At 58.9% G+C, this 25,228-nt stretch carries 28 protein-coding genes; 4 read left to right on the forward strand and 24 right to left on the reverse strand.

Annotation, left to right across the window (positions count from 1 at the left end; all coding sequences use genetic code 11):
- Positions 1-6 precede the first annotated feature (6 nt).
- Positions 7-831: a peptidoglycan DD-metalloendopeptidase family protein gene (locus tag I9H07_RS17600; protein WP_024674825.1), complete on the forward strand. Its 825-nt coding sequence runs from the start codon at positions 7-9 to the stop codon at positions 829-831.
- Positions 832-1,000: 169 nt separating this feature from the next.
- Here I9H07_RS17600 and I9H07_RS17605 read toward each other — a convergent pair whose 3' ends face one another.
- A complete protein-coding gene (locus I9H07_RS17605; RefSeq protein WP_235591739.1) occupies positions 1,001-1,246 on the reverse strand; it encodes a hypothetical protein in 246 nt (81 codons plus the stop codon).
- Between I9H07_RS17605 and leuA the strand changes: the two genes are divergently transcribed.
- Positions 1,239-2,909 (forward strand): 2-isopropylmalate synthase, encoded by a 1,671-nt coding sequence (gene leuA, locus I9H07_RS17610; protein ID WP_236424856.1) that lies wholly within the window; start codon positions 1,239-1,241, stop codon positions 2,907-2,909. The genes I9H07_RS17605 and leuA overlap by 8 nt on opposite strands.
- A gap of 374 nt (positions 2,910-3,283) precedes the next feature.
- Positions 3,284-4,153: an isocitrate lyase/PEP mutase family protein gene (locus tag I9H07_RS17615; protein ID WP_024645263.1), complete on the forward strand. Its 870-nt coding sequence runs from the start codon at positions 3,284-3,286 to the stop codon at positions 4,151-4,153.
- A 236-nt stretch (positions 4,154-4,389) separates the two neighbouring features.
- On the opposite strand, the gene I9H07_RS17620 is transcribed toward I9H07_RS17615, so the two are convergent.
- From I9H07_RS17620 to trmJ, 22 genes are all read right to left on the reverse strand, one after another.
- Positions 4,390-4,830: a FlxA-like family protein gene (locus tag I9H07_RS17620; protein WP_058824215.1), complete on the reverse strand. Its 441-nt coding sequence runs from the start codon at positions 4,828-4,830 to the stop codon at positions 4,390-4,392.
- 57 nt (positions 4,831-4,887) lie between these two features.
- The gene (locus I9H07_RS17625; RefSeq protein WP_236424857.1) at positions 4,888-5,679 is read right to left on the reverse strand and encodes an amidohydrolase; all 792 of its coding nucleotides are present in this window, start codon (positions 5,677-5,679) and stop codon (positions 4,888-4,890) included.
- A complete protein-coding gene (locus I9H07_RS17630) occupies positions 5,667-6,815 on the reverse strand; it encodes a pyridoxal phosphate-dependent aminotransferase (protein WP_236424859.1) in 1,149 nt (382 codons plus the stop codon). The genes I9H07_RS17625 and I9H07_RS17630 overlap by 13 nt, the downstream gene beginning before the upstream one ends.
- A 111-nt stretch (positions 6,816-6,926) precedes the next feature.
- On the reverse strand, positions 6,927-8,396 hold the full coding sequence (gene der / locus I9H07_RS17635) for a ribosome biogenesis GTPase Der (RefSeq protein WP_003380618.1): 1,470 nt from the start codon (positions 8,394-8,396) through the stop codon (positions 6,927-6,929).
- 137 nt (positions 8,397-8,533) lie between these two features.
- On the reverse strand, positions 8,534-9,688 hold the full coding sequence (bamB, locus tag I9H07_RS17640) for an outer membrane protein assembly factor BamB (protein ID WP_024674830.1): 1,155 nt from the start codon (positions 9,686-9,688) through the stop codon (positions 8,534-8,536).
- Positions 9,681-10,322 carry a YfgM family protein gene (locus I9H07_RS17645; protein WP_236424860.1) on the reverse strand — a complete coding sequence of 214 codons (642 nt, stop codon included), beginning with the start codon at positions 10,320-10,322 and terminating at the stop codon, positions 9,681-9,683. The genes bamB and I9H07_RS17645 overlap by 8 nt, the downstream gene beginning before the upstream one ends.
- A gap of 38 nt (positions 10,323-10,360) precedes the next feature.
- Positions 10,361-11,650 (reverse strand): histidine--tRNA ligase, encoded by a 1,290-nt coding sequence (hisS, locus tag I9H07_RS17650; RefSeq protein WP_024674832.1) that lies wholly within the window; start codon positions 11,648-11,650, stop codon positions 10,361-10,363.
- Positions 11,651-11,672: 22 nt separating this feature from the next.
- Positions 11,673-12,782, reverse strand: a complete 1,110-nt coding sequence (gene ispG / locus I9H07_RS17655) for a flavodoxin-dependent (E)-4-hydroxy-3-methylbut-2-enyl-diphosphate synthase (protein WP_024674833.1) — start codon at positions 12,780-12,782, stop codon at positions 11,673-11,675.
- 3 nt (positions 12,783-12,785) lie between these two features.
- Positions 12,786-13,784 carry a RodZ domain-containing protein gene (locus I9H07_RS17660; protein ID WP_058392329.1) on the reverse strand — a complete coding sequence of 333 codons (999 nt, stop codon included), beginning with the start codon at positions 13,782-13,784 and terminating at the stop codon, positions 12,786-12,788.
- Positions 13,784-14,542 (reverse strand): type IV pilus biogenesis/stability protein PilW, encoded by a 759-nt coding sequence (pilW, locus tag I9H07_RS17665; RefSeq protein WP_024674835.1) that lies wholly within the window; start codon positions 14,540-14,542, stop codon positions 13,784-13,786. Before pilW ends, I9H07_RS17660 begins: the two co-directional genes overlap by 1 nt.
- A 14-nt stretch (positions 14,543-14,556) precedes the next feature.
- On the reverse strand, positions 14,557-15,705 hold the full coding sequence (rlmN, locus tag I9H07_RS17670; RefSeq protein WP_024674836.1) for a 23S rRNA (adenine(2503)-C(2))-methyltransferase RlmN: 1,149 nt from the start codon (positions 15,703-15,705) through the stop codon (positions 14,557-14,559).
- A 32-nt stretch (positions 15,706-15,737) separates the two neighbouring features.
- Positions 15,738-16,163, reverse strand: coding sequence for a nucleoside-diphosphate kinase (gene ndk / locus I9H07_RS17675; RefSeq protein ID WP_002552482.1), 426 nt, complete (start codon positions 16,161-16,163; stop codon positions 15,738-15,740).
- Positions 16,164-16,259: 96 nt separating this feature from the next.
- Positions 16,260-16,460, reverse strand: a complete 201-nt coding sequence (gene iscX, locus I9H07_RS17680; RefSeq protein WP_024674837.1) for a Fe-S cluster assembly protein IscX — start codon at positions 16,458-16,460, stop codon at positions 16,260-16,262.
- Positions 16,461-16,474: 14 nt separating this feature from the next.
- Positions 16,475-16,816, reverse strand: a complete 342-nt coding sequence (gene fdx, locus I9H07_RS17685) for an ISC system 2Fe-2S type ferredoxin (RefSeq protein ID WP_007248518.1) — start codon at positions 16,814-16,816, stop codon at positions 16,475-16,477.
- A 3-nt stretch (positions 16,817-16,819) separates the two neighbouring features.
- Positions 16,820-18,682: a Fe-S protein assembly chaperone HscA gene (gene hscA, locus I9H07_RS17690; protein WP_236424861.1), complete on the reverse strand. Its 1,863-nt coding sequence runs from the start codon at positions 18,680-18,682 to the stop codon at positions 16,820-16,822.
- 44 nt (positions 18,683-18,726) lie between these two features.
- Complete coding sequence (gene hscB, locus I9H07_RS17695) at positions 18,727-19,248, reverse strand: co-chaperone HscB (RefSeq protein WP_024674839.1); 522 nt, start codon at positions 19,246-19,248, stop codon at positions 18,727-18,729.
- A gap of 10 nt (positions 19,249-19,258) precedes the next feature.
- Positions 19,259-19,582 (reverse strand): iron-sulfur cluster assembly protein IscA, encoded by a 324-nt coding sequence (iscA, locus tag I9H07_RS17700; protein ID WP_002552477.1) that lies wholly within the window; start codon positions 19,580-19,582, stop codon positions 19,259-19,261.
- Between the two features lie 34 nt (positions 19,583-19,616).
- On the reverse strand, positions 19,617-20,003 hold the full coding sequence (gene iscU, locus I9H07_RS17705; protein ID WP_007248515.1) for a Fe-S cluster assembly scaffold IscU: 387 nt from the start codon (positions 20,001-20,003) through the stop codon (positions 19,617-19,619).
- A gap of 82 nt (positions 20,004-20,085) precedes the next feature.
- Entirely contained in the window at positions 20,086-21,300 is a 1,215-nt protein-coding gene (locus I9H07_RS17710) for an IscS subfamily cysteine desulfurase (protein ID WP_024674840.1), read from the reverse strand.
- A 44-nt stretch (positions 21,301-21,344) separates the two neighbouring features.
- A complete protein-coding gene (gene iscR / locus I9H07_RS17715) occupies positions 21,345-21,836 on the reverse strand; it encodes a Fe-S cluster assembly transcriptional regulator IscR (RefSeq protein ID WP_058392327.1) in 492 nt (163 codons plus the stop codon).
- 150 nt (positions 21,837-21,986) lie between these two features.
- On the reverse strand, positions 21,987-22,763 hold the full coding sequence (gene cysE / locus I9H07_RS17720; protein WP_058392326.1) for a serine O-acetyltransferase: 777 nt from the start codon (positions 22,761-22,763) through the stop codon (positions 21,987-21,989).
- Positions 22,763-23,527 carry a tRNA (cytosine(32)/uridine(32)-2'-O)-methyltransferase TrmJ gene (gene trmJ, locus I9H07_RS17725; protein WP_058392325.1) on the reverse strand — a complete coding sequence of 255 codons (765 nt, stop codon included), beginning with the start codon at positions 23,525-23,527 and terminating at the stop codon, positions 22,763-22,765. Before trmJ ends, cysE begins: the two co-directional genes overlap by 1 nt.
- 215 nt (positions 23,528-23,742) lie before the next feature.
- Between trmJ and suhB the strand changes: the two genes are divergently transcribed.
- Complete coding sequence (gene suhB, locus I9H07_RS17730; RefSeq protein WP_007248509.1) at positions 23,743-24,558, forward strand: type III secretion system regulator SuhB; 816 nt, start codon at positions 23,743-23,745, stop codon at positions 24,556-24,558.
- Between the two features lie 67 nt (positions 24,559-24,625).
- On the opposite strand, the gene I9H07_RS17735 is transcribed toward suhB, so the two are convergent.
- Positions 24,626-25,165 carry a glycine zipper 2TM domain-containing protein gene (locus tag I9H07_RS17735; RefSeq protein ID WP_024645244.1) on the reverse strand — a complete coding sequence of 180 codons (540 nt, stop codon included), beginning with the start codon at positions 25,163-25,165 and terminating at the stop codon, positions 24,626-24,628.
- Between the last annotated feature and the right edge of the window lie 63 nt (positions 25,166-25,228).

Here is a 25,228-nt window from a genome sequence, read left to right on the forward strand (position 1 = left end):
CGCCTGATGCTACGTTTTATCGCCCCGCTGTTCGCCCTGCTGCTCTGTCTGCCTGCCCACGCCGACAGCTTTATTACTCGCGCACTCGACAAGCCGGTGCCCGGCGGCGTGGCCGTCATTGATCTGGGCAGCGGCGCACAGGCGCCGACGGCGACCTATCAAGGTAAGCCGGTGCTGGTGGTCAAGGAACAAGGTACGCGCTGGCTGGCCATTGTCGGCATCCCGCTGACCGTCAAACCGGGCGCGCAGCAGTTGACCTCAGGCGGGCGCACGCTCAACTTCACTGTCGGCAGCAAGAAATACCCGGAACAGCACATCACCCTCAAGAACAAGCGTCAGGTCAACCCCAACCCTGAAGACAACAAGCGCATTGAAGGCGAACTGGCCGAGCAATTGCGCGCCTATCGCAGTTTCAGCCCAGGCACGCCGAGCAATCTGATTCTCGACAAACCGGTCAACGGCCCGTTGTCGAGCAAGTTCGGCGTGCGGCGCTTCTTCAACGGCGAAGAGCGCAACCCGCATTCCGGACTGGACTTCGCGGTGCCGGCCGGCACGCCCATCAAATCTCCGGCAGCTGGCAAGGTCATTCTGACCGGCAATTACTTCTTCAACGGCAACACCGTGTTCGTTGACCATGGGCAAGGCTTCATCAGCATGTTCTGCCACCTGTCTAAGATCGATGTGAAGGTCGGCGACCAAGTCCCGCGCGGCGGCGTAGTGGGTAAAGTCGGCGCGACCGGTCGGGCGACCGGTCCACACATGCACTGGAACGTCAGCCTGAATGATGCGCGGGTTGATCCGGCTATCTTTATTGGCGCGTTCCAGCCCTGAGACAGTTCGCGAGCAAAACGGACGCGCACATGCGCTTGCTCGCGAAGAGCAACCAGCCATCCAGGCAACCAGCCATGCGCCGGCCTTTCTTTGCGCACATCGCTTAGGGCGCACAAAAAGTAGCGATTAAAACTGAAAAAACCGCTATAAAAAATCGCCATAACGACAATTACGAGAATTTATCCCGATTTTTTTCAAGTGCTTGCCATTGCTCATGCCAGTGGGTACGGTTGGCCTCATGAACAACGCTCAAACCCTTATTTTGTTGCGCCAGCATCGGTGCCTCAGCCTGGTCAGTGCCCGACTGCCAGGCTAGATTGCGGTGCCTCGCCCCTTGCTCGCTACCCCCTGTTTCAGAACGACAGGCCGCCACCAACCCGGCCCGTTCAATCCAAAAGGATTTCCAGATGACCATGCTCAACGATCCCTCGAAAAAGTACCGCGCGTTTCCGACCATTGATCTGCCTGACCGCACCTGGCCTTCCAAAACCATCGATACGGTGCCGATCTGGTGCAGTTCCGACTTGCGCGACGGTAACCAGTCGTTGATCGAGCCGATGGACTCGGTCAAGAAGCTGCGTTTCTGGAAGACCCTGGTCAGCGTCGGCGTCAAGGAAATCGAAGCGTCGTTTCCTGCAGCGTCGCAGACAGACTTCGACTTTGTCCGCACCCTGATCGAAGACGGGCACATTCCGGACGACACCACCATTCAGGTGCTGACTCAGGCCCGTGAAGACTTGATCGCTCGCACCTTTGAATCGCTGCGCGGTGCCAAGAAGGCCATCGTTCACTTGTACAACGCTACCTGCCCGTCATTCCGTCGCATTGTCTTCAATCAGGACAAGGCCGGCGTGAAGGAAATCGCAGTCAATGCCGCCAAGCTGTTCGTCAAATATGCCGCGCAACAGCCTGAAACCCAGTGGACGTTCGAGTACTCGCCGGAAACCTTCAGCGCGACCGAGCTGGAGTTCGCCAAAGAAGTCTGCGATGCGGTGATCGAGGTGTGGAACCCGACGCCGGACAACAAGGTCATCCTCAACCTCCCCGCCACCGTGGAAGTGGCTACACCGAATATCTACGCCGACCAGATCGAGTGGTTCGGCCGCCACATCACGCGCCGCGACAGTGTGCTGATCAGCCTGCACACCCACAACGACCGTGGTACTGGCGTTGCTGCCACCGAGCTGGGCTTGATGGCGGGCGCGGATCGCGTCGAAGGCTGCCTGTTCGGCAATGGCGAGCGTACCGGTAACGTCGATCTGGTGACTGTTGCGTTGAACCTCTACACCCAGGGCATCAATCCCGGGCTGGACTTTTCCGACATCGACGGTGTGCGCAAGGTTGTCGAGGAGTGCAACCAGATTCCGGTTCACCCTCGTCACCCGTACGTCGGTGATCTGGTTCACACCGCGTTCTCCGGCTCGCACCAGGACGCCATTCGCAAGGGCTTCACGCAGCAGAAAGAAGGCGAGCTGTGGGAAGTGCCTTACCTGCCGATTGATCCGGCCGATATCGGTCGCAGCTATGAAGCGGTGATTCGCGTCAACAGCCAGTCTGGCAAAGGTGGCATTGCCTACCTGCTGGAGCAGGAGTACGGCATTTCGTTGCCGCGCCGCATGCAGATCGAGTTCAGCCAGGTGGTTCAGGGCGAAACCGATCGCCTGGGCCTGGAGATGACTGCCGAGCAGATCCACTCGTTGCTGCGTCGCGAGTACTTGCAGGCCAACACACCTTACGCGCTGATCAGCCACAGGTTGCAGGAAGAGAACGGCAATAGCGCTGTAGATGCCGAAGTGCACGTGGATGGCGAGACCCAGCACTGGCGCGGCAAGGGCAAAGGTGCTCTGGAAGCGCTGGTAGCGGGCCTGCCGCTGGCCGTGGAGATCATGGACTACAACGAGCACGCCATTGGCTCCGGCACCACGGCCAAAGCCGCTGCCTACATTGAACTGCGGGTGAACGGTGAGCGTGCCGTGCATGGTGTGGGCATCGATGAAAACATTACGACGGCCAGCTTCCGTGCGCTGTTCAGCGCGCTGAACCGCTCGCTGAGCCAGGCACAGGCCAAAGCGGCCTGAGTCGACAGTGAGGCTGGCGGACTCAAGTCCGTCAGCCTGCTGCAAAACCGGTTTTCACTCTTTAGCCCCTCCCCCGCCACTCTCCCGCAGATCTCTTGCAGTCTGTGCATGGCCCTGCCTGTTTCGGCATAATCTTTTTCAATTATGCTGTGGTAGCATGCTGCCTTTAGTCCAGACTGGCCAAAATCCAACAGCAATCCATATGCTGACGATGCCAGACCGGAATGACCTGCCAGCTGTATCTTTCCTATAAAACCAAGACGACTATTGCATTGATTTCCGGACGAAAAGAATGCTCGGGCAGACTCACCGTGCATTGAAATTACTATCGGCCTCGGTAATGCTGAGCTGATCCAATCACATTTGGAGCGATTATGCCCAAGGCTTCCCATCAAGATCTGCGCCGTAGTTTCCGCGCCCTCACCTCGTCGAATTCCTGCTTTCATACCGCCTCGGTGTTCGACCCTATGTCAGCGCGCATTGCAGCGGACCTGGGCTTTGAAGTAGGCATCCTCGGAGGCTCCGTCGCCTCGCTGCAAGTGCTGGCTGCGCCTGACTTCGCGCTGATCACCCTCAGTGAATTCGTCGAACAGGCGACGCGTATCGGCCGTGTCGCACAATTGCCGGTGATCGCGGACGCAGACCATGGTTATGGCAATGCCCTTAACGTCATGCGCACCGTTGTTGAACTGGAACGAGCAGGTATTTCTGCGCTGACCATCGAAGATACCTTGCTGCCTGCGCAGTTCGGACGCAAATCCACCGACCTGATTTCCACCGCTGAAGGGGTCGGCAAGATTCGCGCAGCGCTGGAAGCGCGTGTCGATCCGGAGATGTCGATTTTTGCCCGCACCAATGCGGCGATCATTCCGGTGCAGGAAGCGATCAGCCGGGTTCAGCAGTACCAGGCTGCCGGGGCTGATGGCATTACCATCGTGGGTATTCGTGACTTTGATCACCTGGCGCAGGTGTCAGAAGGCCTGACCGTGCCCCTGATGCTGGTGACCTACGGCAATCCGGAGCTGCACGACAATGCGCGCCTTGCCGAAATGGGCGTGCGCGTCTGCGTGCACGGCCACGCCGCCTACTTCGCAGCAATCAAGGCCACTTATGACTGCCTGCGCGAGCAACGCCAGATACTCGGCAGCGAGTCGAACATGAGCGCTACCGAACTGACCCACACCTATACCCAGCCTGAAGACTACGTAGAGTGGGCTCGAAAGTTCATGAACGTGAATGAGTAAGGGATAGGTTACTGATTCTGGACACTGCGCCGCGTGATCAACAGCGGACGCAGAGCGTCCAGAACTGCATGCCCACGCAGAGCATGGGCACGATAAGCGTACTTCCATACACCTCACGCTCCTCACGCCCCAGCGTGGGAATGTCGCTCATGACGCTCCGCGTCATAGATCACACACAACCAAGAGCCGAAGCAGAGCGTCCAGAACCGAATGCCAACGCACTGGCAAGAGGTCAGTCAAGCGGTGGTCTTGACGCCGCCTTCGGTCTGCAATTGCAGCAACGAGCCTTGCAGGGTCTGCAAGTTAGCGCTGGTGGCCGAGATCTGGGCCTGGATCGCCAAGGCCTTCATGGCCTTTTCTTCCGGTGTCCCTTTGCCGCTCTGTGCAGCTGCAAGTTGCGCCTGTTCTTGCGCCAGTTGCTTTTGAGCCTCTTTGATCTGCTCTTTCAGCTTTTCGATCGTGTCATCAAGCGCAGACTGGCTGGAGCCGCCAACACTGCCGCCGCCAGCCGCACCCGTCTTGCCGCCTTCGGCAGAAGCCTGGTCGCCGGTTTTCTCGGTTTCGGCGGTACTGGTCGCAGCGGCTGTGGCTGTGGCTTTTTCAGCGTCGGTATTCTTGACCGCTATTGTCAGTGAGCTGGAATAGCTGTTCAGCGTAGAGGTATTGATAGTGGTCATGGCGATCTCCGAGTTGATGCGCATGCTATCGGCCGCTTCGAAACATTCTGCAGTAATTTATTGAATATCGAATGAGTCCGCGTCGAGCCCGGCCGGGAAGCGTGTGCGGTAGGCCTGCAAGTCTGTCGCGTTCAGGCTTGCCATAAACACCCCGTCAGCTTCGCCAGCGCTCAACAGACTCTCGCCCTGAAAATCCAGCACCTGACTGTCACCGGTATACGCAAAGCCCTTGCCGTCCGAACCGACACGATTGACCGCTGCGACATAACAGAGGTTTTCAATCGCTCTGGCAGGCAGCAAGCGATTCCAGTGCATACGCCGCGCGCCTGGCCAGTTGGCGGTGTACAGCAGCAGATCGGTGTCCTGAGCGTCACGGCTCCAGACCGGAAAACGCAGGTCGTAGCAGATCAACGGGCGAATTCGCCAGCCATTGAGCTCAAACATCACCTGACGCTCCCCCGGCGAGTAATGCTCATGCTCTCCCGCCATGCGAAACAGATGACGCTTGTCGTAATGCAGCAGCTCGCCATCCGGGCGCGCCCACAGCAGGCGATTACGATGGCTGCCGTCAGCGGCGCGAATGATGACGCTGCCCGTCACAACAGCGTCGAGCCGCCTGGCCTGCTCCAGCAGCCAGACCGAGGCAGGACCGGCTTCCGGCTCGGCCAGCTTCTCGGACTCCATGGAGAAGCCCGTGGTGAACATTTCCGGCAAAATCACCAGATCCGCTTCGTGAGCCTGATCCAGCAGTTGCCCGAAATGTTCGAGATTGGCTTCGCGGTCATGCCAGGCCAGCGTGGTCTGGACCAAGGCGACGTTCAGGTTCGGCAACTGGCTTATATCGCGCATAGTTTCTCCGCAGCCTGACGCAAGGTTTCTTCCTGCTTGGCGAAGCAAAGACGAATCAGACGCTGCCCCGGCGGCGGGCTCTGATAGAACACGGAGATGGGAATGCTCGCCACGCCATGCTCGCGGGTCATCCACAGCGCCATGTCGACGTCATTGAGGTCAGGCCTGATCTGCGAATAATCCACCAACTGGAAATACGTGCCGCCAACCGGTTTGAAGCTGAAACGTGAATCGGCCAGCTGGTTACAGAAAAAATCCCGCTTGGCCTGATAGAACCCAGGCAGCTCGTCGACATGCTCAGGATGCTCGGCCATGAAATCGGCCAGCGCATACTGCAATGGCGTCACTCCGCAGAAGCTCACGTACTGGTGGACTTTGCGCAACTCGGCGGTCAACGCAGGCGGCGCGACCACGTAGCCGGTTTTCCAGCCAGTGACGTGGTAGGTCTTGCCAAACGAACTGACCACGAACGCACGTTGATACAGCGCCTCGTGATCCAGCACGCTGACATGACTGAGGCCGTCAAATACCAGATGTTCGTACACCTCATCGCTGAGCAGGTAGATATCGCGACTGGCGATCAGCGCCGCCAGACGATCCAGCTCGGCGCGGCTGATCAACGCGCCGCTCGGGTTGTGCGGGCTGTTGATGACGATCATGCGCGTGCGCGGGCTGAGCGCATCGGTCAGCTTCTGCCAGTCGATGGAGAAATCATCTGCCCCCAACTGCACGTGCACACAACGCCCACCGGCCAGCTCGACGGCCGGCTCGTAGCTGTCGTAACAGGGATCAAAAATGATCACTTCGTCACCGGGGCGGATGACCGAATGGATCGCACAGAAGATCGCCTGGGTCGCACCGGGCGTGATGGTGATTTCACTGTCCGGGTTAATCTCGCGCCCATAGCTGCGGGCGATCTTGGCTGCAACCTGCTGCCGAAGTGCAGGCAGGCCGGTCATCGGCGAATACTGGTTATGGCCTTGAGTGATATGGCGGCAAACTGCATCGCGCAGTGCCTGCGGCCCGTCAAAGTCGGGAAACCCCTGGGACAGGTTGATGGCCCCGGTTTCCGCGGCCAGCTGTGACATGACGGTGAAGATAGTGGTGCCCACGTTGGGCAACTTGCTGTCGATCATGGAACCCTTTCCCTGCACTCTCTCCGCAACCAGAACGGCTCGGGCCCAGCAGAATAGCGCATAAAACAAACACAAAAAAAGGCGCCGAAGCGCCTTTTTCCAGATACCGACTCAGCGCTTGTCGCGGCGCTTCTTGTCGGCTTTCTTGTGGTGCGACATCATTCGACGCTTCTTGTTGACCTGGCGGTCAGTCAGCGTGTTCTTGTTGCCTTCATACGGGTTCTCGCCACCCTTGAACTCGATACGGATCGGCGTACCAACCAGTTTGAGCACGCGGCGATAGGTGTTTTCCAGGTAGCGAACGTAGGACTTCGGTACTTTCTCGACCTGGTTACCGTGGATCACGATCAGCGGCGGGTTGGCACCCCCCAGGTGAGCGTAACGCAGCTTGATGCGGCGGCTGCCGACCATCGGTGGCGCATGCTCGCTGACCGCGTCTTCGAGGATCTGAGTCAGACGGCTGGTCGGCCAGCGTGTTACCGCAGACTTGAACGAGTTCTGCACCGACTGATACAGGTTACCCACGCCCGTGCCGTGCAAGGCCGAGATGAAGTGGATGTCCGCGAAGTCGACGAAGAACAACCGGCGTTCCAGCTCGATCTTCACGAAGTCACGTTCGCCCGGCGTCATGCCGTCCCACTTGTTCAGCGCGATGACCAGCGCACGGCCGGCTTCGAGTGCGAAGCCCAGCAGGTTCAGGTCGTGATCGACCACGCCTTCGCGCGCGTCCATCACGAAGATCACCACGTTGGCGTCCTTGATGGCCTGCAGCGTCTTGACCACGGAGAACTTTTCGACTTCTTCGTGGATCTTGCCGCGCTTGCGCACACCGGCGGTGTCGATCAGCGTGTACTTCTCTTCGTTACGCTCGAAAGGAATGTAGATGCTGTCGCGAGTGGTGCCTGGCTCGTCATAGACGATAACCCGGTCTTCACCCAGCATGCGGTTGACCAGCGTCGACTTGCCGACGTTTGGACGACCGATGATTGCGATCTTGATGCCGTCTTTTTCGCTCGGGCCGGGAATGCGCTTGGCTTCCTGACCTTCGGCGACTTCCTCGACCTCACCTTCTTCAAGTTCGTCTTCGTCCTTGGGGAATTCCCGTAGGGCGATTTCGAGCATCTGCGAGATGCCGCGACCGTGGGCACCGGCCACCGGAATGGCGTCGCCCAGACCCATCGGGCTGAACTCGGCACGCGCCAGGTTCTCGTCGATGTTGTCGATCTTGTTGGCAACCACATAGGAACGCTTGTTGCGCTTGCGCAGGTGCTCGCCAATCATCTGGTCAGCGGCGGTATAACCTGCACGGGCATCCACCAGAAACAGCACCACATCGGCTTCTTCAATGGCCAGCAGCGACTGCTCGGCCATTTTTTCGTCCATGCCATGCTCGTCACCGGAAATACCGCCGGTGTCGATCAGAATATAGGAGCGCCCTTGCCACTTCGCCTCTCCGTATTGGCGATCACGGGTAAGACCGGACAGATCGCCGACGATGGCGTCACGAGTCCTGGTCAGGCGGTTGAACATGGTGGACTTGCCGACGTTCGGTCGACCCACCAGGGCGATTACGGGAACCATGCGGCTCTCCACTTCGTTATTTCAGAAAATACAAAAGCCGCTGCAAGGCAGCGGCCGGAGTTCGGAGCAGCGCCCGAAGACGCTGCAGCCTTGCCGAAGCAAGGTCACCCGGGGCCATAAGCCCCAGGCATGGACACTTATTGCTTGATGGTCAGGGCTTCCAGTTTGCCGCTGTTGCCATACACGTAAATCATGTCTCCAACCACCAGCGGACGGGCACGCAGGCCATCGCTGTCGATGCGCTCGCGACCGACAAAACGACCATCCACCTGGCTCAACAGGTGAAGGTAGCCTTCCATGTCACCGACCGCTACATAGCTGGAATACACTTCCGGCGCGCCCAACTGGCGGCGAGCCAGCGACTCGTTGCTCCACAAGGCGGAGGACGAACGCTCGTCGATGCCTTCGACAGTGCCGGAAGCCAACGTGGCATAAACGCTACCAAAGCCCTGGGCGACGCCGGAGTAGCTGGAGGCATCGCGCTGCCAGAGTACACGACCGCTTTCCAGCTCAAGACCGGCAACGCGGCCCTGATAGGTAGCGACGTACAGTGTACCGCCGGAGAGCAGCAGCCCACCGTCGATATCAACCACACGATCCAGTTCCGAGCGACCTTGCGGTACAGCAACGCGCTGTTCCCAGACCGGTACGCCGTTGGAAATATCCAGTGCAACGACCTTGCCGGTCGACAGACCGGCGACGGCGAGACGGTTGGTGGCGAGCGGAGCGCCCGTGCCGCGCAGGGTCAGCACTGCTGGCGTGCTTTCGTAGATCCACAGCTGCGAACCGGTGGAAGCGTCGAAACCGACGATGCGGTCATCCTGAGTCTGAACGACCACCACACTGCCGTTGGTCGCAGGCGGAGCCAGCACTTCGCTGGTCACGCGAGCGCGCCACTTTTCTTCACCGGTCGCAGCGTCCATGGCCACGACTTCACCCTTGAGGGTGCCGATCATGACCAGGCCGTACCCTACGCCGACAGCGCCGGAGACAGGAAGATCGAGATCCTTCTTCCAGATCACGTCGCCGGTCAGGCGATCAAGCGATACCACTTCGCCAGTGACGTCAGACGCATAGATGCGATCGCCGTCGATGGCCGGAACCAGCATGTTGTAGGTCTTGCCCTGGCCGTCTCCGATCGAGCGGCTCCACTGCTTGTGCAGAACCACCTCTTCCTTGAAGTCGGTCAGCTCGGCCGGAGGCAATTCCTTCTTGCTGTTGCTGCTGCAACCCGCGGCCAGAATGGCCAGAGCCAGCAATGCTGCATGTTTCCAACGAATCACGTCACGCATCCCCTTTCGCCAGATCGTCGAGCTTCATTTGCAGGCCACCGACTGCTGCGTCTTCGGACAGAGCAGATTTGGCCTTTTGGTATGCAGCATGTGCCTCGTCGGTACGACCCAGCTGTACCAGCAGGTCACCCTTGAGTTCTTCACGGCTGGCGAGGAATGCCTTGTCGGCATCTCCGTCGAGCAGCTTCAATGCGTCATCGGTCTTGTTCTGCGCAGCCAGCACGCGAGCCAGACGCTGACGGGCAATCTCGGCCAGTGTGTCGTTGGCCGGTTTGTCAGCCACGGTTTTCAATTCAGCCGCTGCGTCATCCAGCTTGCCCGCGTCAACAGCCACCTTGGCGACGAACAGGCTACCGAACTGAGCATAGGTAGTGCCACCGAATTCGCTTTTCAGCTTGCCGGACAACTCGGCGACGCGTGCGGTATCGGCCTGGCCACTCGGCGTCAGAGCGGTTTCCAGCAATTGCTGGTAAAGCATCGAGGCGCCTTGCGACTGGCTGGCCTGATACCTGTGCCAGAACTGCCAGCCCAAAACCACGACCACTGCCAGCAAACCACCGGTCAGCAAAGGCTTGCCGTTGCGCTGCCACCAGTCCTTCATTACCGCCAGCTCTTCATCTTCGGTACCCGACACCCCAATACTCCTATTCGCTAAACGGCTGTTAATCAGCTTCAACCCTGCACGGCGCAGGAGGCCAGGTGCTCTGACAGAGCATCCCAGGCAATATTTTGTTGTTCACCCTGACCACGCAGGGGTTTGACGCCAATAACCTGTGCAGCCAGTTCTTCTTCACCGAGGATCAAGGCGTACAGCGCACCGCTCTTGTCGGCTTTCTTGAACTGACTCTTGAAGCTGCCGGCACCGGCATTGACCTGCAAGCGCAGATTCGGCACCTGATCGCGGACCTTCTCGGCCAGCGTCAGCGCGGCCAGTTCGGCGGCTTCGCCAAAGGCACACAGATAGACGTCGACCTGACGGGCAATCTCTTCCGGGACCTGCTCCAGCGTCTCAAGCAGCAGCACCAGACGCTCGATACCCATTGCGAAGCCGACACCGGCAGTCGGCTTGCCACCCATCTGTTCGACCAGCCCATCATAGCGGCCGCCTGCACAGACAGTGCCCTGAGCGCCCAATTGATCGGTGACCCATTCGAAAACGGTTTTGCTGTAGTAGTCCAGCCCGCGCACCAGCTTCGGGTTGATGACGTAAGGAATGCCTGCCGCATCCAGACGCGCCTTGAGGCCTTCGAAATGGACCCGCGATTCGTCGTCCAGATAATCTGCCAGCTTCGGTGCATCGACCAGCACAGCCTGGGTTTCAGGGTGCTTGGTATCCAGTACGCGCAGCGGGTTGGTTTTCAGGCGACGCTGGCTGTCTTCGTCGAGCTGATCGAGGTGCGCCGAGAGAAACTCGACCAGCGCATCACGATAGCGGGCACGCGCTTCGCTGGTGCCCAGGCTGTTCAGTTCAAGCTTGACCGCATTACGAATGCCCAGCAGGCCCCAAAGGCGCCAGGTCATGACGATCAGCTCGGCATCGATGTCCGGACCGTCGAGGTTGAACACTTCCACGCCGATCTGGTGAAACTGGCGATAGCGGCCCTTTTGCGGCCGCTCATGGCGGAACATCGGCCCGATGTACCACAGCTTCTGAACCTGGCCACCGCCGGTGATGCCGTGCTCAAGTACAGCACGCACGCAGGCAGCAGTGCCTTCCGGGCGCAGGGTCAGAGAATCACCGTTGCGGTCGGCAAAGGTGTACATCTCTTTCTCGACGATATCGGTCACTTCACCGATAGAGCGCTTGAACAGGTCGGTGAACTCGACGACAGGCATGCGAATCTGCCGATAACCGTAGTTATCCAGCAGACGCGAGACAGTGCCCTCGAAGTGGCGCCACAGCGGCGTCTGCTCGGGCAGAATGTCGTTCATGCCACGAATGGCTTGTAGAGACTTACTCACAGAAAATCCTTAGCAATCCTGGTTAGCCGCGCACGATGACCGATGCGTCAGCTTCGGCCTTTTCGGCCGCTTTCTCGCGAATCAAGCGTTCAAGCTCGTCCACGAGATTGTCGTTGGTCAGTTTCTGCGCCGGCTTGCCATCGATGTAGATCAGGTTCGGCGTACCGCCGGTGAGGCCGATATGCGCCTCCTTGGCTTCGCCAGGACCGTTGACCACACAACCGATGACCGCAACATCAAGCGGCACCAGCAAATCTTCGAGACGACCTTCAAGCTCGTTCATGGTCTTGACCACATCGAAGTTCTGCCGCGAGCAGCTCGGGCAGGCGATGAAGTTGATCCCACGGGAACGAAGGCGCAACGATTTGAGAATGTCGTACCCGACTTTCACCTCTTCGACCGGGTCAGCGGCCAGCGAGATGCGGATAGTATCGCCAATCCCTTCGGCAAGCAGCATACCGAGACCGACAGCCGATTTTACGGTACCCGAGCGCAGGCCGCCCGCTTCAGTAATGCCCAGGTGCAGCGGCTGGACAATTTCTTTGGCCAGCAGGCGATAGGCCGCGACGGCCATGAACACGTCGGAAGCTTTCACACTGACCTTGAAGTCCTGAAAATTCAGGCGTTCCAGGTGTTCGACATGGCGCAGCGCCGATTCGACCAGCGCTTCCGGGGTAGGCTCGCCGTATTTCTTTTGCAGGTCTTTTTCCAGCGAACCGGCGTTGACGCCGATGCGGATCGGAATACCGCGGTCACGCGCTGCATCAACGACCGCACGCACACGGTCTTCACGACCGATGTTGCCAGGGTTGATGCGCAGGCAGTCGACGCCCAGCTCCGCCACACGCAAGGCGATCCGGTGGTCGAAATGAATATCCGCGACCAGTGGCACCTTGACCAGTTGCTTGATGCGGCCAAATGCCTCGGCAGCGTCCATGTCGGGGACGGACACCCGCACGATATCGACGCCCGCCGCTTCCAGACGGTTGATCTGGGCAACCGTGGCAGCCACATCGTTGGTGTCGCTGTTGGTCATGCTCTGTACGGCAATCGGCGCATCACCACCGACCGGTACAGAACCGACCCAGATTTTACGGGAGACGCGACGCTTTATCGGAGATTCACCGTGCATGATTTATTGCCCCAGCTTCAGGCGAGCAGTTTCGCCACTGGTGAAAGGTGCAACGTCTACCGACTGGCCGTTGTAGCTGACCTGCGCACCGCGCGCGAAGCCCAGACGCAAGGTCAGGGGCGGCTTGCCGCTGACATCGAGGGTTTCGCCCTTGCGCTTCAGACCACTGACCAGCACCTTGCCGTTACCGTCAGTCAACTGGGTCCAGCAATCGGCAACGAACTGTACGGAGACCTGACCGGCACCGGCCATGACGGGCGCAGGCTGTTCGGCAGGCGTCGTGGGCATGGACGGTACGTTCGGCGCAGCAACCGGCGCTTGCGCAGGGCTTGCAGGCGGCGTCGCGGCAGCAGGCGTTTGCGCTGCAGAGTGGCCGGCAACGCCAGCAGCCGGAGCAGCCGGTGCCGCGCTCGGCGCTTCACTGGCAGGTGCGCCGGTATTCAAAGGCAATGAAGTCTGCCCGGAAGCCGGTACTTCGGCGACCGGAGCTTCTTCAGGCTCGTCCAGCGGGTGAATCTGCGTAGTGCCGTCGGCACTTTCGACTTCGACGTGTTCCATGTTCAGGCCGGACTGATCCTTGCCACGCAAGGAAGCCTGATCCTGCCACCAGACGAAGCCGCCGCCCACCAGCACCACCAGCAACAAAAGGCTGACGATGCGCAAAATATTGTGAGACAGCCTGACTGGCTCTTCGATACGCCCCAACGCGTGGACCGAACTGCCTTTGCCGTCGGTCCCGGTGTACTGGTCAAACTGTTCGACCAGCGCTGCCTGATCGAGATCCAGCAGTTTGGCGTAGGCACGCACGTACCCCCGGGCAAACGTATGCCCAGGCAGCTTTTCAAAATTGCCGTTCTCCAGATTGCTCAGGGAAGACACGGTAAGGTTCAGCCTCAAAGCCACATCTGGCAGCGACCAGCTCCTGCTCTCGCGGGCCTGGCGCAGGGTTTCTCCAGGATTCACGCGGGTGGTTGCCACAACTTCGGGATGCGCCGCTTTCATCATTGCTCCGACAGGTATTGCTGATATTCCGGCGTACCGGGATAGAGTCTTTTCAATAGCAGACCAAGACTGGCTGCCTTGTTACGATCATCATAGATCTTCGCCAAGCGTGCACCGAGCAATAGACTACGTGCATTTTGCTCGCCGAGTTGGCTAAAACGGTCGTAATAATCGCGTGCTGGCACATATTGCTTGTCCTCGTAGGACATTTGAGCCATTTCCAGCAAGGCTCGCGTCAGTCGGCGGTCAAGGCGCAGTGCCTTGGTGAACTGCTCGCGGGCCTGATCGCGGTTACCCAGTTGCAAAGAGGTCATGCCCAGGCTTTCGAACACCCGGGATCGCTCAGGATACAGGTTGTCGGCAGCGGCCTGCTCGAAACGCTCGTAAGCTTCCTTGTAGCGCTTCTGCTCGTAGAGAAAGCTGCCGTAATTATTGACGATACGGGTGTCATTGTTGCTGGCGGACAGCGCCTTGTGAAAATACTGCTCGGCGAGTTCCGGTTCCATTTCCGTCTGGAACACCAGCGCCAGTGCAGCATTGGCCTGCGGATCGGAACTGTCGAGTTCAAGCGCTCGTTTCAACGGGATCTTGGCACGTTCGGTCTGGCCTTCCTGAAGGTAACCCAGGCCAAGCTGCACATACGCCCTGCGTGCCTCGTCGCGCCCCTGCTTGGTGGTCAGCGGATTGACGTTGCCTGTAGACACACAGGCCGTCAGCAGCATGACAACACACAGTAAAAACAAGGCACGCACAGACATGGAGTCCTTCCCGGTCAGGTTCTGGTCGCCGCTACCGGAGCCACATCGGCTTCGGAACTCAGCTCACGCACGGCGATGTAGCGTTCGCTACGACGCGTGCGATCCATCACCTGCCCGACCAGCTGGCCGCATGCAGCGTCGATATCTTCACCACGCGTGGTACGCACAGTGACGTTATAACCAGCCTGATGCAACAAGTCCTGAAAGCGACGAATTGCGTTATTGCTGGGACGCTCGTATCCGGAGTGCGGGAACGGGTTGAACGGGATCAGGTTGATCTTGCAAGGTGTGTCCTTGAGCAGCTCGATCATCTCGACTGCGTGTTCGACCTGGTCGTTGATGTCCTTGAGCATCGTGTACTCGATGGTCAGCACGCGCTTTTCGCCCAGACTGGCCATGTAGCGACGGCAGGACTCAAGCAGCATCTTCAACGGGTATTTCTTATTGATCGGCACCAACTGGTTGCGCAGCGCGTCATTCGGCGCATGCAGCGACAGGGCCAGCGACACGTCGATATGCTTCGAAAGCTCATCGATCATCGGCACCACGCCGGAGGTGGACAACGTCACACGACGCTTGGAAATGCCATACCCCAGGTCATCCATCATCAGATGCATGGCGGCAATGACATTGTCGAAGTTCAGCAGCGGCTCACCCATGCCCATCATCACCACGTTGGTGATGGCACGGTCGACGGTAGCCGGGACGCTGCCAAAGGATTTGTTGGCAATCCACACCTGGCCGATCACTTCTGCGGCGGTGAGGTTGCTATTGAAGCCTTGCTTGCCGGTGGAGCAGAAACTGCAATCCAGGGCGCAGCCCGCCTGGGACGAAACACACAAGGTGCCGCGTTTGCCCTGCGGAATGTAGACGGTCTCGACGCAGCTGCCGGACTCTACACGCACCACCCATTTACGGGTGCCATCGGTAGAGATGTCTTCACTGACCACTTCAGGACCACGAACCTCGGCACAGGCCTTGAGCTTTTCGCGCAGGGCCTTGCTGACATTCGTCATGGCGTCGAAATCATCGACGCCAAAGTGGTGAATCCACTTCATGACCTGACCGGCACGGAAGCGCTTCTCCCCGATAGAGTCGAAGAATTTCTCCATTTCCGGCTGAGTCAGACCCAGCAGGTTGGTTTTACCAGTCGATGCAATCATGAATTCACCCTTCACTCGTCAGTCAAAATGACTTAGCGAGCGGTTACTTCGGTAGCGGCGAAGAAGTACGAGATTTCGCGAGCAGCGGCTGCTTCGGAATCGGAACCGTGTACTGCGTTGGCGTCGATGGAGTCAGCGAAATCAGCGCGGATGGTGCCGGCAGCAGCTTCTTTAGGGTTGGTAGCGCCCATCAGCTCGCGGTTCAGAGCGATGGCGTTTTCGCCTTCCAGAACCTGAACGACAACCGGACCGGAGATCATGAAGGCAACCAGGTCACCGAAGAAACCACGGGCGCTGTGCTCAGCGTAGAAACCTTCAGCTTCGGCCTTGGACAGTTGCTTCAGCTTGGAAGCAACAACGCGCAGACCGGCTTTTTCAAAACGAGTGGTGATCTCGCCGATTACGTTCTTTGCAACGGCGTCAGGCTTGATGATGGAGAAAGTACGTTGAACAGCCATGGTGAAACTCCAGAAACAGTGATTTAAGCGAAAAATTAAACCCGCGAATTATACGCGGGTTCTGGTGTATTGCCTAACGGCGTACGTTACTGAACGTCAATCCAGCTCTTCGATCCACAATGTCTGGATCGCTTCGAGGACTTTTTCCCCGCTGCGGTCCGGGTGGTCATCGAATTCAGGCAAGGCCATGACCAGATTACGCAGCTTGGGGAAACTCACAGTGAGCGGATTCACTTCCGGGTGGCTTTCAGCCAGCTGGATAGCAATTTCCTGCACATCAACCCATTTGAGACTCATGAGCAATCCTTGAATCAGTGTGGCGCTTCAGCAGCGTGGTTGAGCGAATACTTGGGTATTTCGACGGTCAGGTCTTCAGTGCCGACAATGGCCTGACAGGAGAGACGCGATTGCGCTTCCAGCCCCCAGGCCTTGTCGAGCATGTCTTCTTCCAGCTCATCGGCTTCGTTCAGCGAATCGAAGCCTTCGCGAATGACGCAATGGCAGGTGGTGCAAGCACACACGCCGCCACAGGCGCTTTCGATCTCGATGTGATGCTCATGGGCAATGTCGAGAATAGACGTGCCGGGCTCCACTTCTACAACCAGCCCGTCCGGGCAATGCTCGGCGTGGGGCAGAAAAATCACCTGCGGCATCAGTTATTCCTCAATCTCATTCAAGTTGCGCCCGGCCAGTGCGGCTTTTACCGTCGAATCAAGGCGTCGGGCAGCAAATGCGTCGGTCACTTGCGACAGACGCTTGGTCTGCTGCTCGATGGCATAGCCATCAGTGCCTTGCATCAATTCACGTAATTCTTCCATCTGCAGGCTTATGACCATACGCTCTTCTTCATCGAGAAGACGCTCGCCATCGGCATCCAGCGCACCCTGAACCGCTTCGAGCAGACGCTCGGCGTCAACCTGATGCTCACGCAGCACGCGGGCAACCTTGTCGTCGCCGGCGTACTCGAAGGAATCCTTGAGCATGCGAGTAATTTCGCCGTCAGTCAGCCCGTAGGACGGTTTGACCTGGATACTCGACTCGATGCCCGAGCCCATCTCACGCGCCGAAACGCTGAGCAGGCCATCAGCATCGACCTGGAACGTGACGCGGATTTTCGCCGCGCCCGCGACCATCGGCGGAATGCCGCGCAATTCGAAACGCGCCAGCGAACGGCAATCGCTGACCAGCTCGCGCTCGCCCTGCAGAACATGGATTTTCATGGCCGTCTGGCCATCTTTGTAGGTCGTGAATTCCTGACCACGAGCAACAGGGATCGTGGTGTTGCGCGGAATGACCTTCTCCATCAGCCCGCCCATGGTTTCCAGCCCCAACGAGAGCGGAATCACGTCAAGCAAAAGCAGTTCGCCGCCATCACGCTTGTTGCCTGCCAGGGTATCCGCCTGGATCGCAGCCCCAATGGCCACCACTTGATCCGGGTCGATGTCGGTCAGGGGCTTACGGCCGAACAGCTCGGCGACCGCTTCGCGAACATGGGGAACACGGGTCGAACCACCGACCATGACCACCGCCTCGACTTCTTCAAGCTCGATACCGGTGTCACGCACGGCACGACGACAGGCTTTGAGGCTAAGCGCGACCATGGGCTCGATCAGTGCATTGAACGCGTCGCGAGTCAGCGTGCCGCGCCATTCGCCATAGGCAACGTCGACGGACTCGGCGTCAGTCAGCGCTTCCTTGGCGGAACAGGCGGTCTGCAACAGATTGCGTTGCGCGGACGGATCGATATCGGCAGACAGCCCGGCATCGGCGACGATCCAGCTGGCAATGGCATGATCGAAATCATCGCCACCCAATGCTGTATCACCACCAGTAGCCAGCACCTCGAATACGCCACCGGTCAGGCGCAAAATCGAAATATCGAACGTACCGCCACCCAGGTCATAAATGGCCACGACGCCTTCGGCTTTTTGATCCAGACCGTAAGCAACCGCAGCAGCCGTAGGCTCATTGAGCAGGCGCAGCACATTGAGGCCGGCCAGCTTGGCGGCGTCCTTGGTGGCCTGACGCTGGGAATCGTCGAAATAGGCCGGCACCGTGATCACCGCACCCACCAACTCGCCACCCAGCGCCGCTTCAGCACGCTGACGCAGAACCTTGAGAATGTCGGCGGACACTTCAACCGGGCTTTTCGGGCCCTGTACGGTGTCGATGAACGGCATGTGCGACTCGCCGCCAACAAAGCGATAAGGCAGTTGCTCGCCCAATTGCTTGACGTCGGTCAGACCACGACCCATGAGACGCTTGACCGACAACACGGTATTGAACGGATCCTGGGAGGCGGCGACTTTTGCCGACTGACCCACTTCGACACGATCAGCGTGGTAGCGCACGGCAGACGGCAGAATGACCTGCCCTTCTGCATCGGCCAACGGCTCGGACAGGCCGCTGCGTACGGCAGCAACCAGAGAATTTGTGGTGCCCAGGTCGATCCCCACAGCCAGACGACGCTGGTGCGGTTGAGGACTCAGGCCGGGTTCGGCGATTTGCAGTAAGGCCATGCTGTTCAGAATAATCACTGGCGTGCAGCCGAGGCCGCACGGGGTTAATCGTCGAGGCGCTCTTCTAGCTGGCGCACTTCGTGAGAAAGCTTGTCGAGAAACTGCATACGCCGCATCAGCTTTTCAGCGTGCTCGCGTTGTGCAGGATCATTCCAACAGGCAGCGAAGCTCTGGTTGAGTGCTTCCTGAGCAATCTTGAGCTGGCGCTTGAAGGTCGCAACCCCGGCAAGATCGGCTTCATCCTGCAGATCCTCAAGATCTTCGCGCAATTGCATCTGCTGCAGAAGAAACTCGGGGTCATGCACGGTGACCTCGATCGGCACCTCGTTGCCATTCATCGCCAGCAGGTAGCGCGCTCTTTTCGGCGGGCTTTTGAGGGTCTGATAGGCTTCGTTGAGACTGGCCGAACGCTCCAGCGCCACACGCTGCTCAGCCTCCGAGGCATCAGCGAAACGGTCCGGATGAACATTGCGCGCCAGCTCGCGGTAACGCGTGGCCAACTGGTCGAGATCAAGCTGAAACTCGGGCTTGAGCTCGAACAGGGCGAAATGACAGGGAGTACCCACAATAAAAGCCTCAGACGTTGAAGCTTTCGCCACAGCCGCACTCACCGCGCGAGTTCGGGTTGTTGAACTTGAAGCCTTCGTTCAACCCTTCGCGCACGAAGTCGAGCTCGGTGCCATCCAGATAGACCAGGCTTTTCGGGTCAATGATCACCTTGACGCCGTGCATTTCAAACACGGTGTCTTCGCCAGCCGCCTCGTCGACGAACTCAAGCACGTAGGCAAGACCTGAACAACCTGTGGTGCGAACACCCAGACGAACACCATCACCCTTGCCACGCCCCTCAAGGGAACGTCGCACGTGGTTAGCGGCAGCTTCTGTCATGCTGATAGCCATCGGAGCTCCTTACTTGTTCTTTGTGAAGACCTGCTTACAGCAGGCCTTTCTTCTGCTTGTAGTCGCGAACAGCCGCTTTGATAGCGTCTTCAGCGAGTACCGAGCAGTGAATCTTTACCGGCGGCAGTGCCAGCTCTTCAGCCAGCTGAGTGTTCTTGATGGTCTCTGCTTCATCCAGAGTCTTGCCTTTCATCCACTCGGTTGCCAGCGAGCTGGACGCAATCGCCGAGCCGCAGCCGTAAGTCTTGAACTTGGCGTCTTCGATAACGCCCTGATCGTTGACCTTGATCTGCAGGCGCATCACGTCGCCGCACGCCGGAGCGCCGACCATGCCGGTGCCGACATCAGGATCTTCCGCGTTCATCTTGCCGACGTTACGTGGGTTCTCGTAGTGGTCGATGACCTTTTCGCTGTAAGCCATGATTCTGTTCCTCTCACATCAGGGAGCCGCTCTGCAGGTCATGCTGCAATTGCGCATGACCTGTATTGGAGGCGACTTTAAATTAGTGCGCCGCCCACTCGATCTTGGAGATATCGACGCCGTCTTTGAACATGTCCCACAGCGGCGAAAGTGTGCGCAGCCGGGTGACCGCCTCGCAGACCTTCTGCGCGGCATAATCGATTTCTTCTTCGGTGCTGAAACGGCCGAAGGTGAAGCGAATCGAGCTGTGTGCCAGTTCGTCGTTACGACCAATGGCGCGCAGCACGTAGGAAGGCTCCAGCGAGGCCGAGGTACAGGCCGAACCGGACGAAACCGCCAGATCCTTGAGCGCCATGATCAGCGACTCGCCTTCGACATAGTTGAAGCTCAGGTTCAGGTTGTGCGGTACGCGGGCAGCCAGGCTGCCGTTGACGTACAGCTCTTCCAGGTTTTCGACCTGCTTGTAGAAACGGTCACTGAGTGCCTTGATGCGCACGTTTTCAGCGGCCATTTCTTCCTTGGCGATACGGAACGCTTCACCCATGCCAACGATCTGGTGGGTGGCCAGTGTGCCGGAACGCATACCGCGCTCGTGGCCACCGCCGTGCATGGCCGCCTCGAGGCGGACACGCGGCTTGCGGCTGACGTACAGCGCGCCGATACCTTTCGGACCGTAGGTCTTGTGGGCCGAGAACGACATCAGGTCAACCTTGAGACTGGCCAGATCGATGTCAACCTTGCCGGTCGATTGCGCGCCATCAACGTGTAACAGTACGCCACGCGAACGGGTCAGCTCACCGATGGCAGCGATGTCGTTGATGGTGCCGATTTCGTTGTTCACATGCATGACCGACACCAGGATGGTGTCGTCGCGCAGTGCGGCTTCAATCATCGATGGAGTGATCAGGCCGTCTTCACCTGGCTCGATGTAAGTCACTTCGAAACCTTCGCGCTCAAGTTGGCGCGTGGTATCGAGAACAGCCTTGTGTTCGATTTTCGAGGTGATCAGGTGCTTGCCTTTGCTGGCATAGAAATGCGCAACACCCTTGATCGCCAGGTTGTTGGATTCGGTGGCACCCGAGGTCCAGACGATTTCGCGCGGATCGGCGCTGACCAGATCGGCGACCTGACGACGAGCGTTCTCGACAGCCTCTTCGGCTTTCCAGCCAAAGACGTGGGAGCGCGAAGCCGGGTTACCGAAGTTTCCTTCGACGGTCAGGCATTCGATCATTTTCTGCGCGACACGCGGATCGACCGGGGTCGTCGCGGAGTAGTCGAGGTAAATTGGCAATTTCATTGAAGCTCTCCTATCAGGCAGGCGCACCGCTCATTCATCTGCGTTCATTCGACGGCGGACGTTTCGATCTTACCCAGTTGCGACATGTGGTTATGACCACGGCGCATATCCTGGCGCTGAGCGACTTCTTGTACCTCACGGCGAGTGACAAGATCCGCCAAGCTGATACCGCTTAGAAATTCGTGAATCTGCTGGCTCAGGTCGCACCACAAGTGGTGGGTCAGGCAGGTGTCACCTGCATGGCAATCACCAAGCCCCTGACAACGCGTGGCATCGACCGATTCATTCACCGCGTCGACGACCTGCGCAACCTGTATGCCTTGCATGTCACGGGACAGCTGATAACCACCACCCGGACCACGCACACTGGAAACCAGATTGCCGCGGCGCAGCTTGGCGAACAGCTGCTCAAGGTATGACAGGGATATGCCCTGCCGCTCGGAGATGTCAGCCAGAGACACTGGCCCGTTCTGCGCATGCAACGCCAGATCAAGCATGGCAGTTACAGCGTATCGGCCTTTAGTTGTCAGTCGCATGGCGTATACCGCAGAGGTTCGGAATGAGAGCGAGTATGCTATTCCCGAGTAAATGAGTCAAGTATTAGACCAAGTAAAACAGTCGGGATTAGCCAAAAGCGCGGGCTGCATCATAGCAAAGGTGCGGCGTAATGGCACGCCCCAAGCCCTCTAGCCTGCCGTGTTCTCGCGCTCTTCCTTCACACAGTCGAAGACCTCGTCACGCAGTGAAGGCAGGTCTTTGGCGCAGTAATCGCTCCCCAGCTTGCCAAGGGCGTCACACATGCCTTCCAGACGACCGTCAACTGCCTGCAAATGATCGAGCAACTGGCCGATGGCGCGGGCAATCGGGTCTGGCATGTCGCCGCTGACACCGTAGGCATCGAAGCCGAGCTTTTCCGCCATGGCCTTGCGCCTGGCTTCGGTCTCTTCGTCCGACTTGACGATGATCCGCCCCGGAATTCCCACGGCAGTTGCACCGGCGGGCACCGCCTTGGTTACCACAGCATTGGAGCCGATCTTGGCGCCAGCGCCCACCGTAAATGGCCCAAGCACCTTGGCACCCGCGCCGACCACCACGCCATCTTCCAGCGTCGGGTGGCGTTTGCCGGCGTTCCAGCTGGTGCCGCCCAGGGTCACGCCCTGATAAAGCGTCACGTCATTGCCGATCTCGGCAGTTTCGCCGATCACGATGCCCATGCCGTGGTCGATGAAAAAACGGCGCCCGATGCGCGCACCCGGATGAATCTCGATCCCGGTCATCCAGCGACCGAAGTTGGACACCACCCGCGCCGGCCATTTCCAGCCACTGCGCCACAGAATGTGCGCAAAGCGATGCAGCCAGATGGCGTGCATGCCGGGATAGCAGGTCAGGACTTCAAAGGCGTTGCGCGCCGCAGGGTCGCGATGGAACACGCTTTGTATGTCTTCTCGCAGACGCTCGAACATCACTGATCCTTCCGCTTGTAGGGTTCGCCGCGTGCGACTTTCTGGGTTTCAGTAAGCACGCCGCGCAGAATACTCAGCTCGGAGCGCTCCACCTCGCTGCGGCCGAACAGCCTGCGCAGGCGCGCCATCAAGTGGCGTGGCTTTTCAGGATCAAGGAAACCGATAGCCACCAGCGTGGCCTCCAGGTGGCCGTAGAACCCCTCCATCTCGTCCATGGTCGCCAACTCGGCACTGTGCGCCGATACCGGTTGGGGCGCGGCGCCCTGCTCCGACGCTTTCAGCCAGGCCATGCGTACTTCATAGCTGAGCACCTGCACGGCGGCGGCGAGATTGAGCGAACTGAACGCCGGGTCCGATGGAATATGGACGTGGAAGTGACAGCGCTGCAGCTCTTCATTGGTCAGGCCGGCATGCTCGCGACCAAAGACCAGCGCCACCTCGGCACCCTCTCCGGCCTGCTCGATGACCTTTTCGCCAGACGCACGCGGATCAAGCAACGGCCAGGGCAGACTGCGATCCCGCGCACTGGTACCGAGCACCAGGCGGCAACCGGCCAGCGCCTCTTCCAGCGTCGCAACGACCTGTGCACCTTCAAGAATATCGGTGGCACCGGATGCACGGGCATCGGCGTCAGGCGAAGGAAAAATCCGGGGTTCGACCAGTACCAGGCGCGAAAGCCCCATGTTTTTCATTGCACGAGCGGCCCCGCCGATATTTCCGGGATGGGTAGTGCCGACCAGGACAACACGGATGTTCTGCAACAAGGCGAACGCTCACTGACGCGAATTAGGGGGGCAAATCTTACAGAAACAGGCTGGCTTACGCTACGAACCCGTACAGACGGGATGACCCGAGCGTACACGTCGAGCGGCAAAAAAACGCATGCCCAGTCGACAGTCGTGACAACGCAAGGCTGGAAATAATTCGAATGAGCCCATAGAATGCCCGGCTCTCTTTAACAACCTTAGGTGAATTGTCCATGCAGCCCATGCTGAATATCGCGCTGCGCGCCGCCCGCAGCGCCAGCGAATTGATTTTCCGCTCCATCGAGCGCTTGGATACCATCAAGGTTGACGAAAAAGAAGCCAAGGATTACGTCACAGAGATCGATCGCGCTGCCGAACAGAGCATCATCACTGCATTGCGCAAGGCCTACCCGACTCACGGCATCCTTGGTGAAGAAAGCGGCATGCATGAAGGCAGCGGCGAAGGTACCGATTACCTGTGGATCATCGACCCGCTGGATGGCACCACCAACTTCGTTCGCGGCATCCCGCACTTCGCGGTCAGCATTGCCTGCAAATACCGCGGCCGTCTTGAGCACGCTGTTGTTCTGGACCCGGTCCGCCAGGAAGAATTCACCGCCAGCCGTGGTCGCGGCGCAGCCCTTAACGGTCGCCGCCTGCGCGTCAGCCAGCGCAAAAGCCTGGAAGGCGCCCTGCTCGGCACCGGCTTCCCGTTCCGTGACAACCAGATGGACAACCTCGAAAACTACCTGGGCATGTTCCGCAGCCTGGTAGGTCAGACCGCCGGTATCCGTCGCGCAGGCGCTGCCAGCCTCGACCTGGCGTATGTCGCAGCCGGTCGCTTCGATGCATTCTGGGAGTCAGGCCTGTCTGAATGGGACATGGCCGCAGGCGCCCTGCTGATTCAGGAAGCAGGCGGTCTGGTCAGCGATTTCACAGGCGGTCACGACTTCCTGGAGAAAGGCCACATCGTTGCCGGTAACACCAAATGCTTCAAGGCTGTACTGACCGCCATCGCACCGCATCTGCCAGCGTCGCTCAAACGCTAAACTGCAGATGTAAAAAAACCGGCTTTCGCCGGTTTTTTTATGCCTTGAAGAAGCCCAGCGGCTGGCGTTACTGCGCCTGACCCAAAATCAGCTGACCGTTCTTGTCGACCGGAATCTGGCTACCTGGATCGCGCTCCATACGGACCTGACCCACTTTCTCGTTCAACTTGTACTTGACGTTGTAGCCCACAACCTTGTCGCTGACATCGTTGACCGTGGTGCAACGGTTCTGCGTCGTGGTGTAGGTATCACGCTCTTGCATGCCTTCCTGCACCTTGTTACCGGCATAACCGCCGCCGACCGCACCGGCAACCGTCGCGAGCTTCTTGCCATTACCGCCACCCACCTGATTACCCAGCAGGCCACCGGCAACCGCGCCAATCACGCTACCGACGATCTGGTGCTGGTCCTTGACCGGCGCCTGACGGGTAACGGTTACGTCCTTGCAAACTTCACGGGGGGTTTTGATCTGCTGGTTGATTGGCTCGACCGCCAATACGTCAGCATACTCAGGACCACCCTTGACCAAGCTATAGGTGGCAACGGCGCCGCCAGCAGTTACGACAGCAGCACCTAACACAGCACCAACAAGCATAGACTTGTTCACTAGAACCTCCTGACCAATCGAAACGCAGCATGACTGCGCAATGCCTAGCCTTGGAGCATAAAA

This window comes from Pseudomonas syringae, from assembly GCF_023278085.1.
Taxonomy (GTDB): Bacteria; Pseudomonadota; Gammaproteobacteria; order Pseudomonadales; family Pseudomonadaceae; genus Aquipseudomonas; species Aquipseudomonas syringae_Q.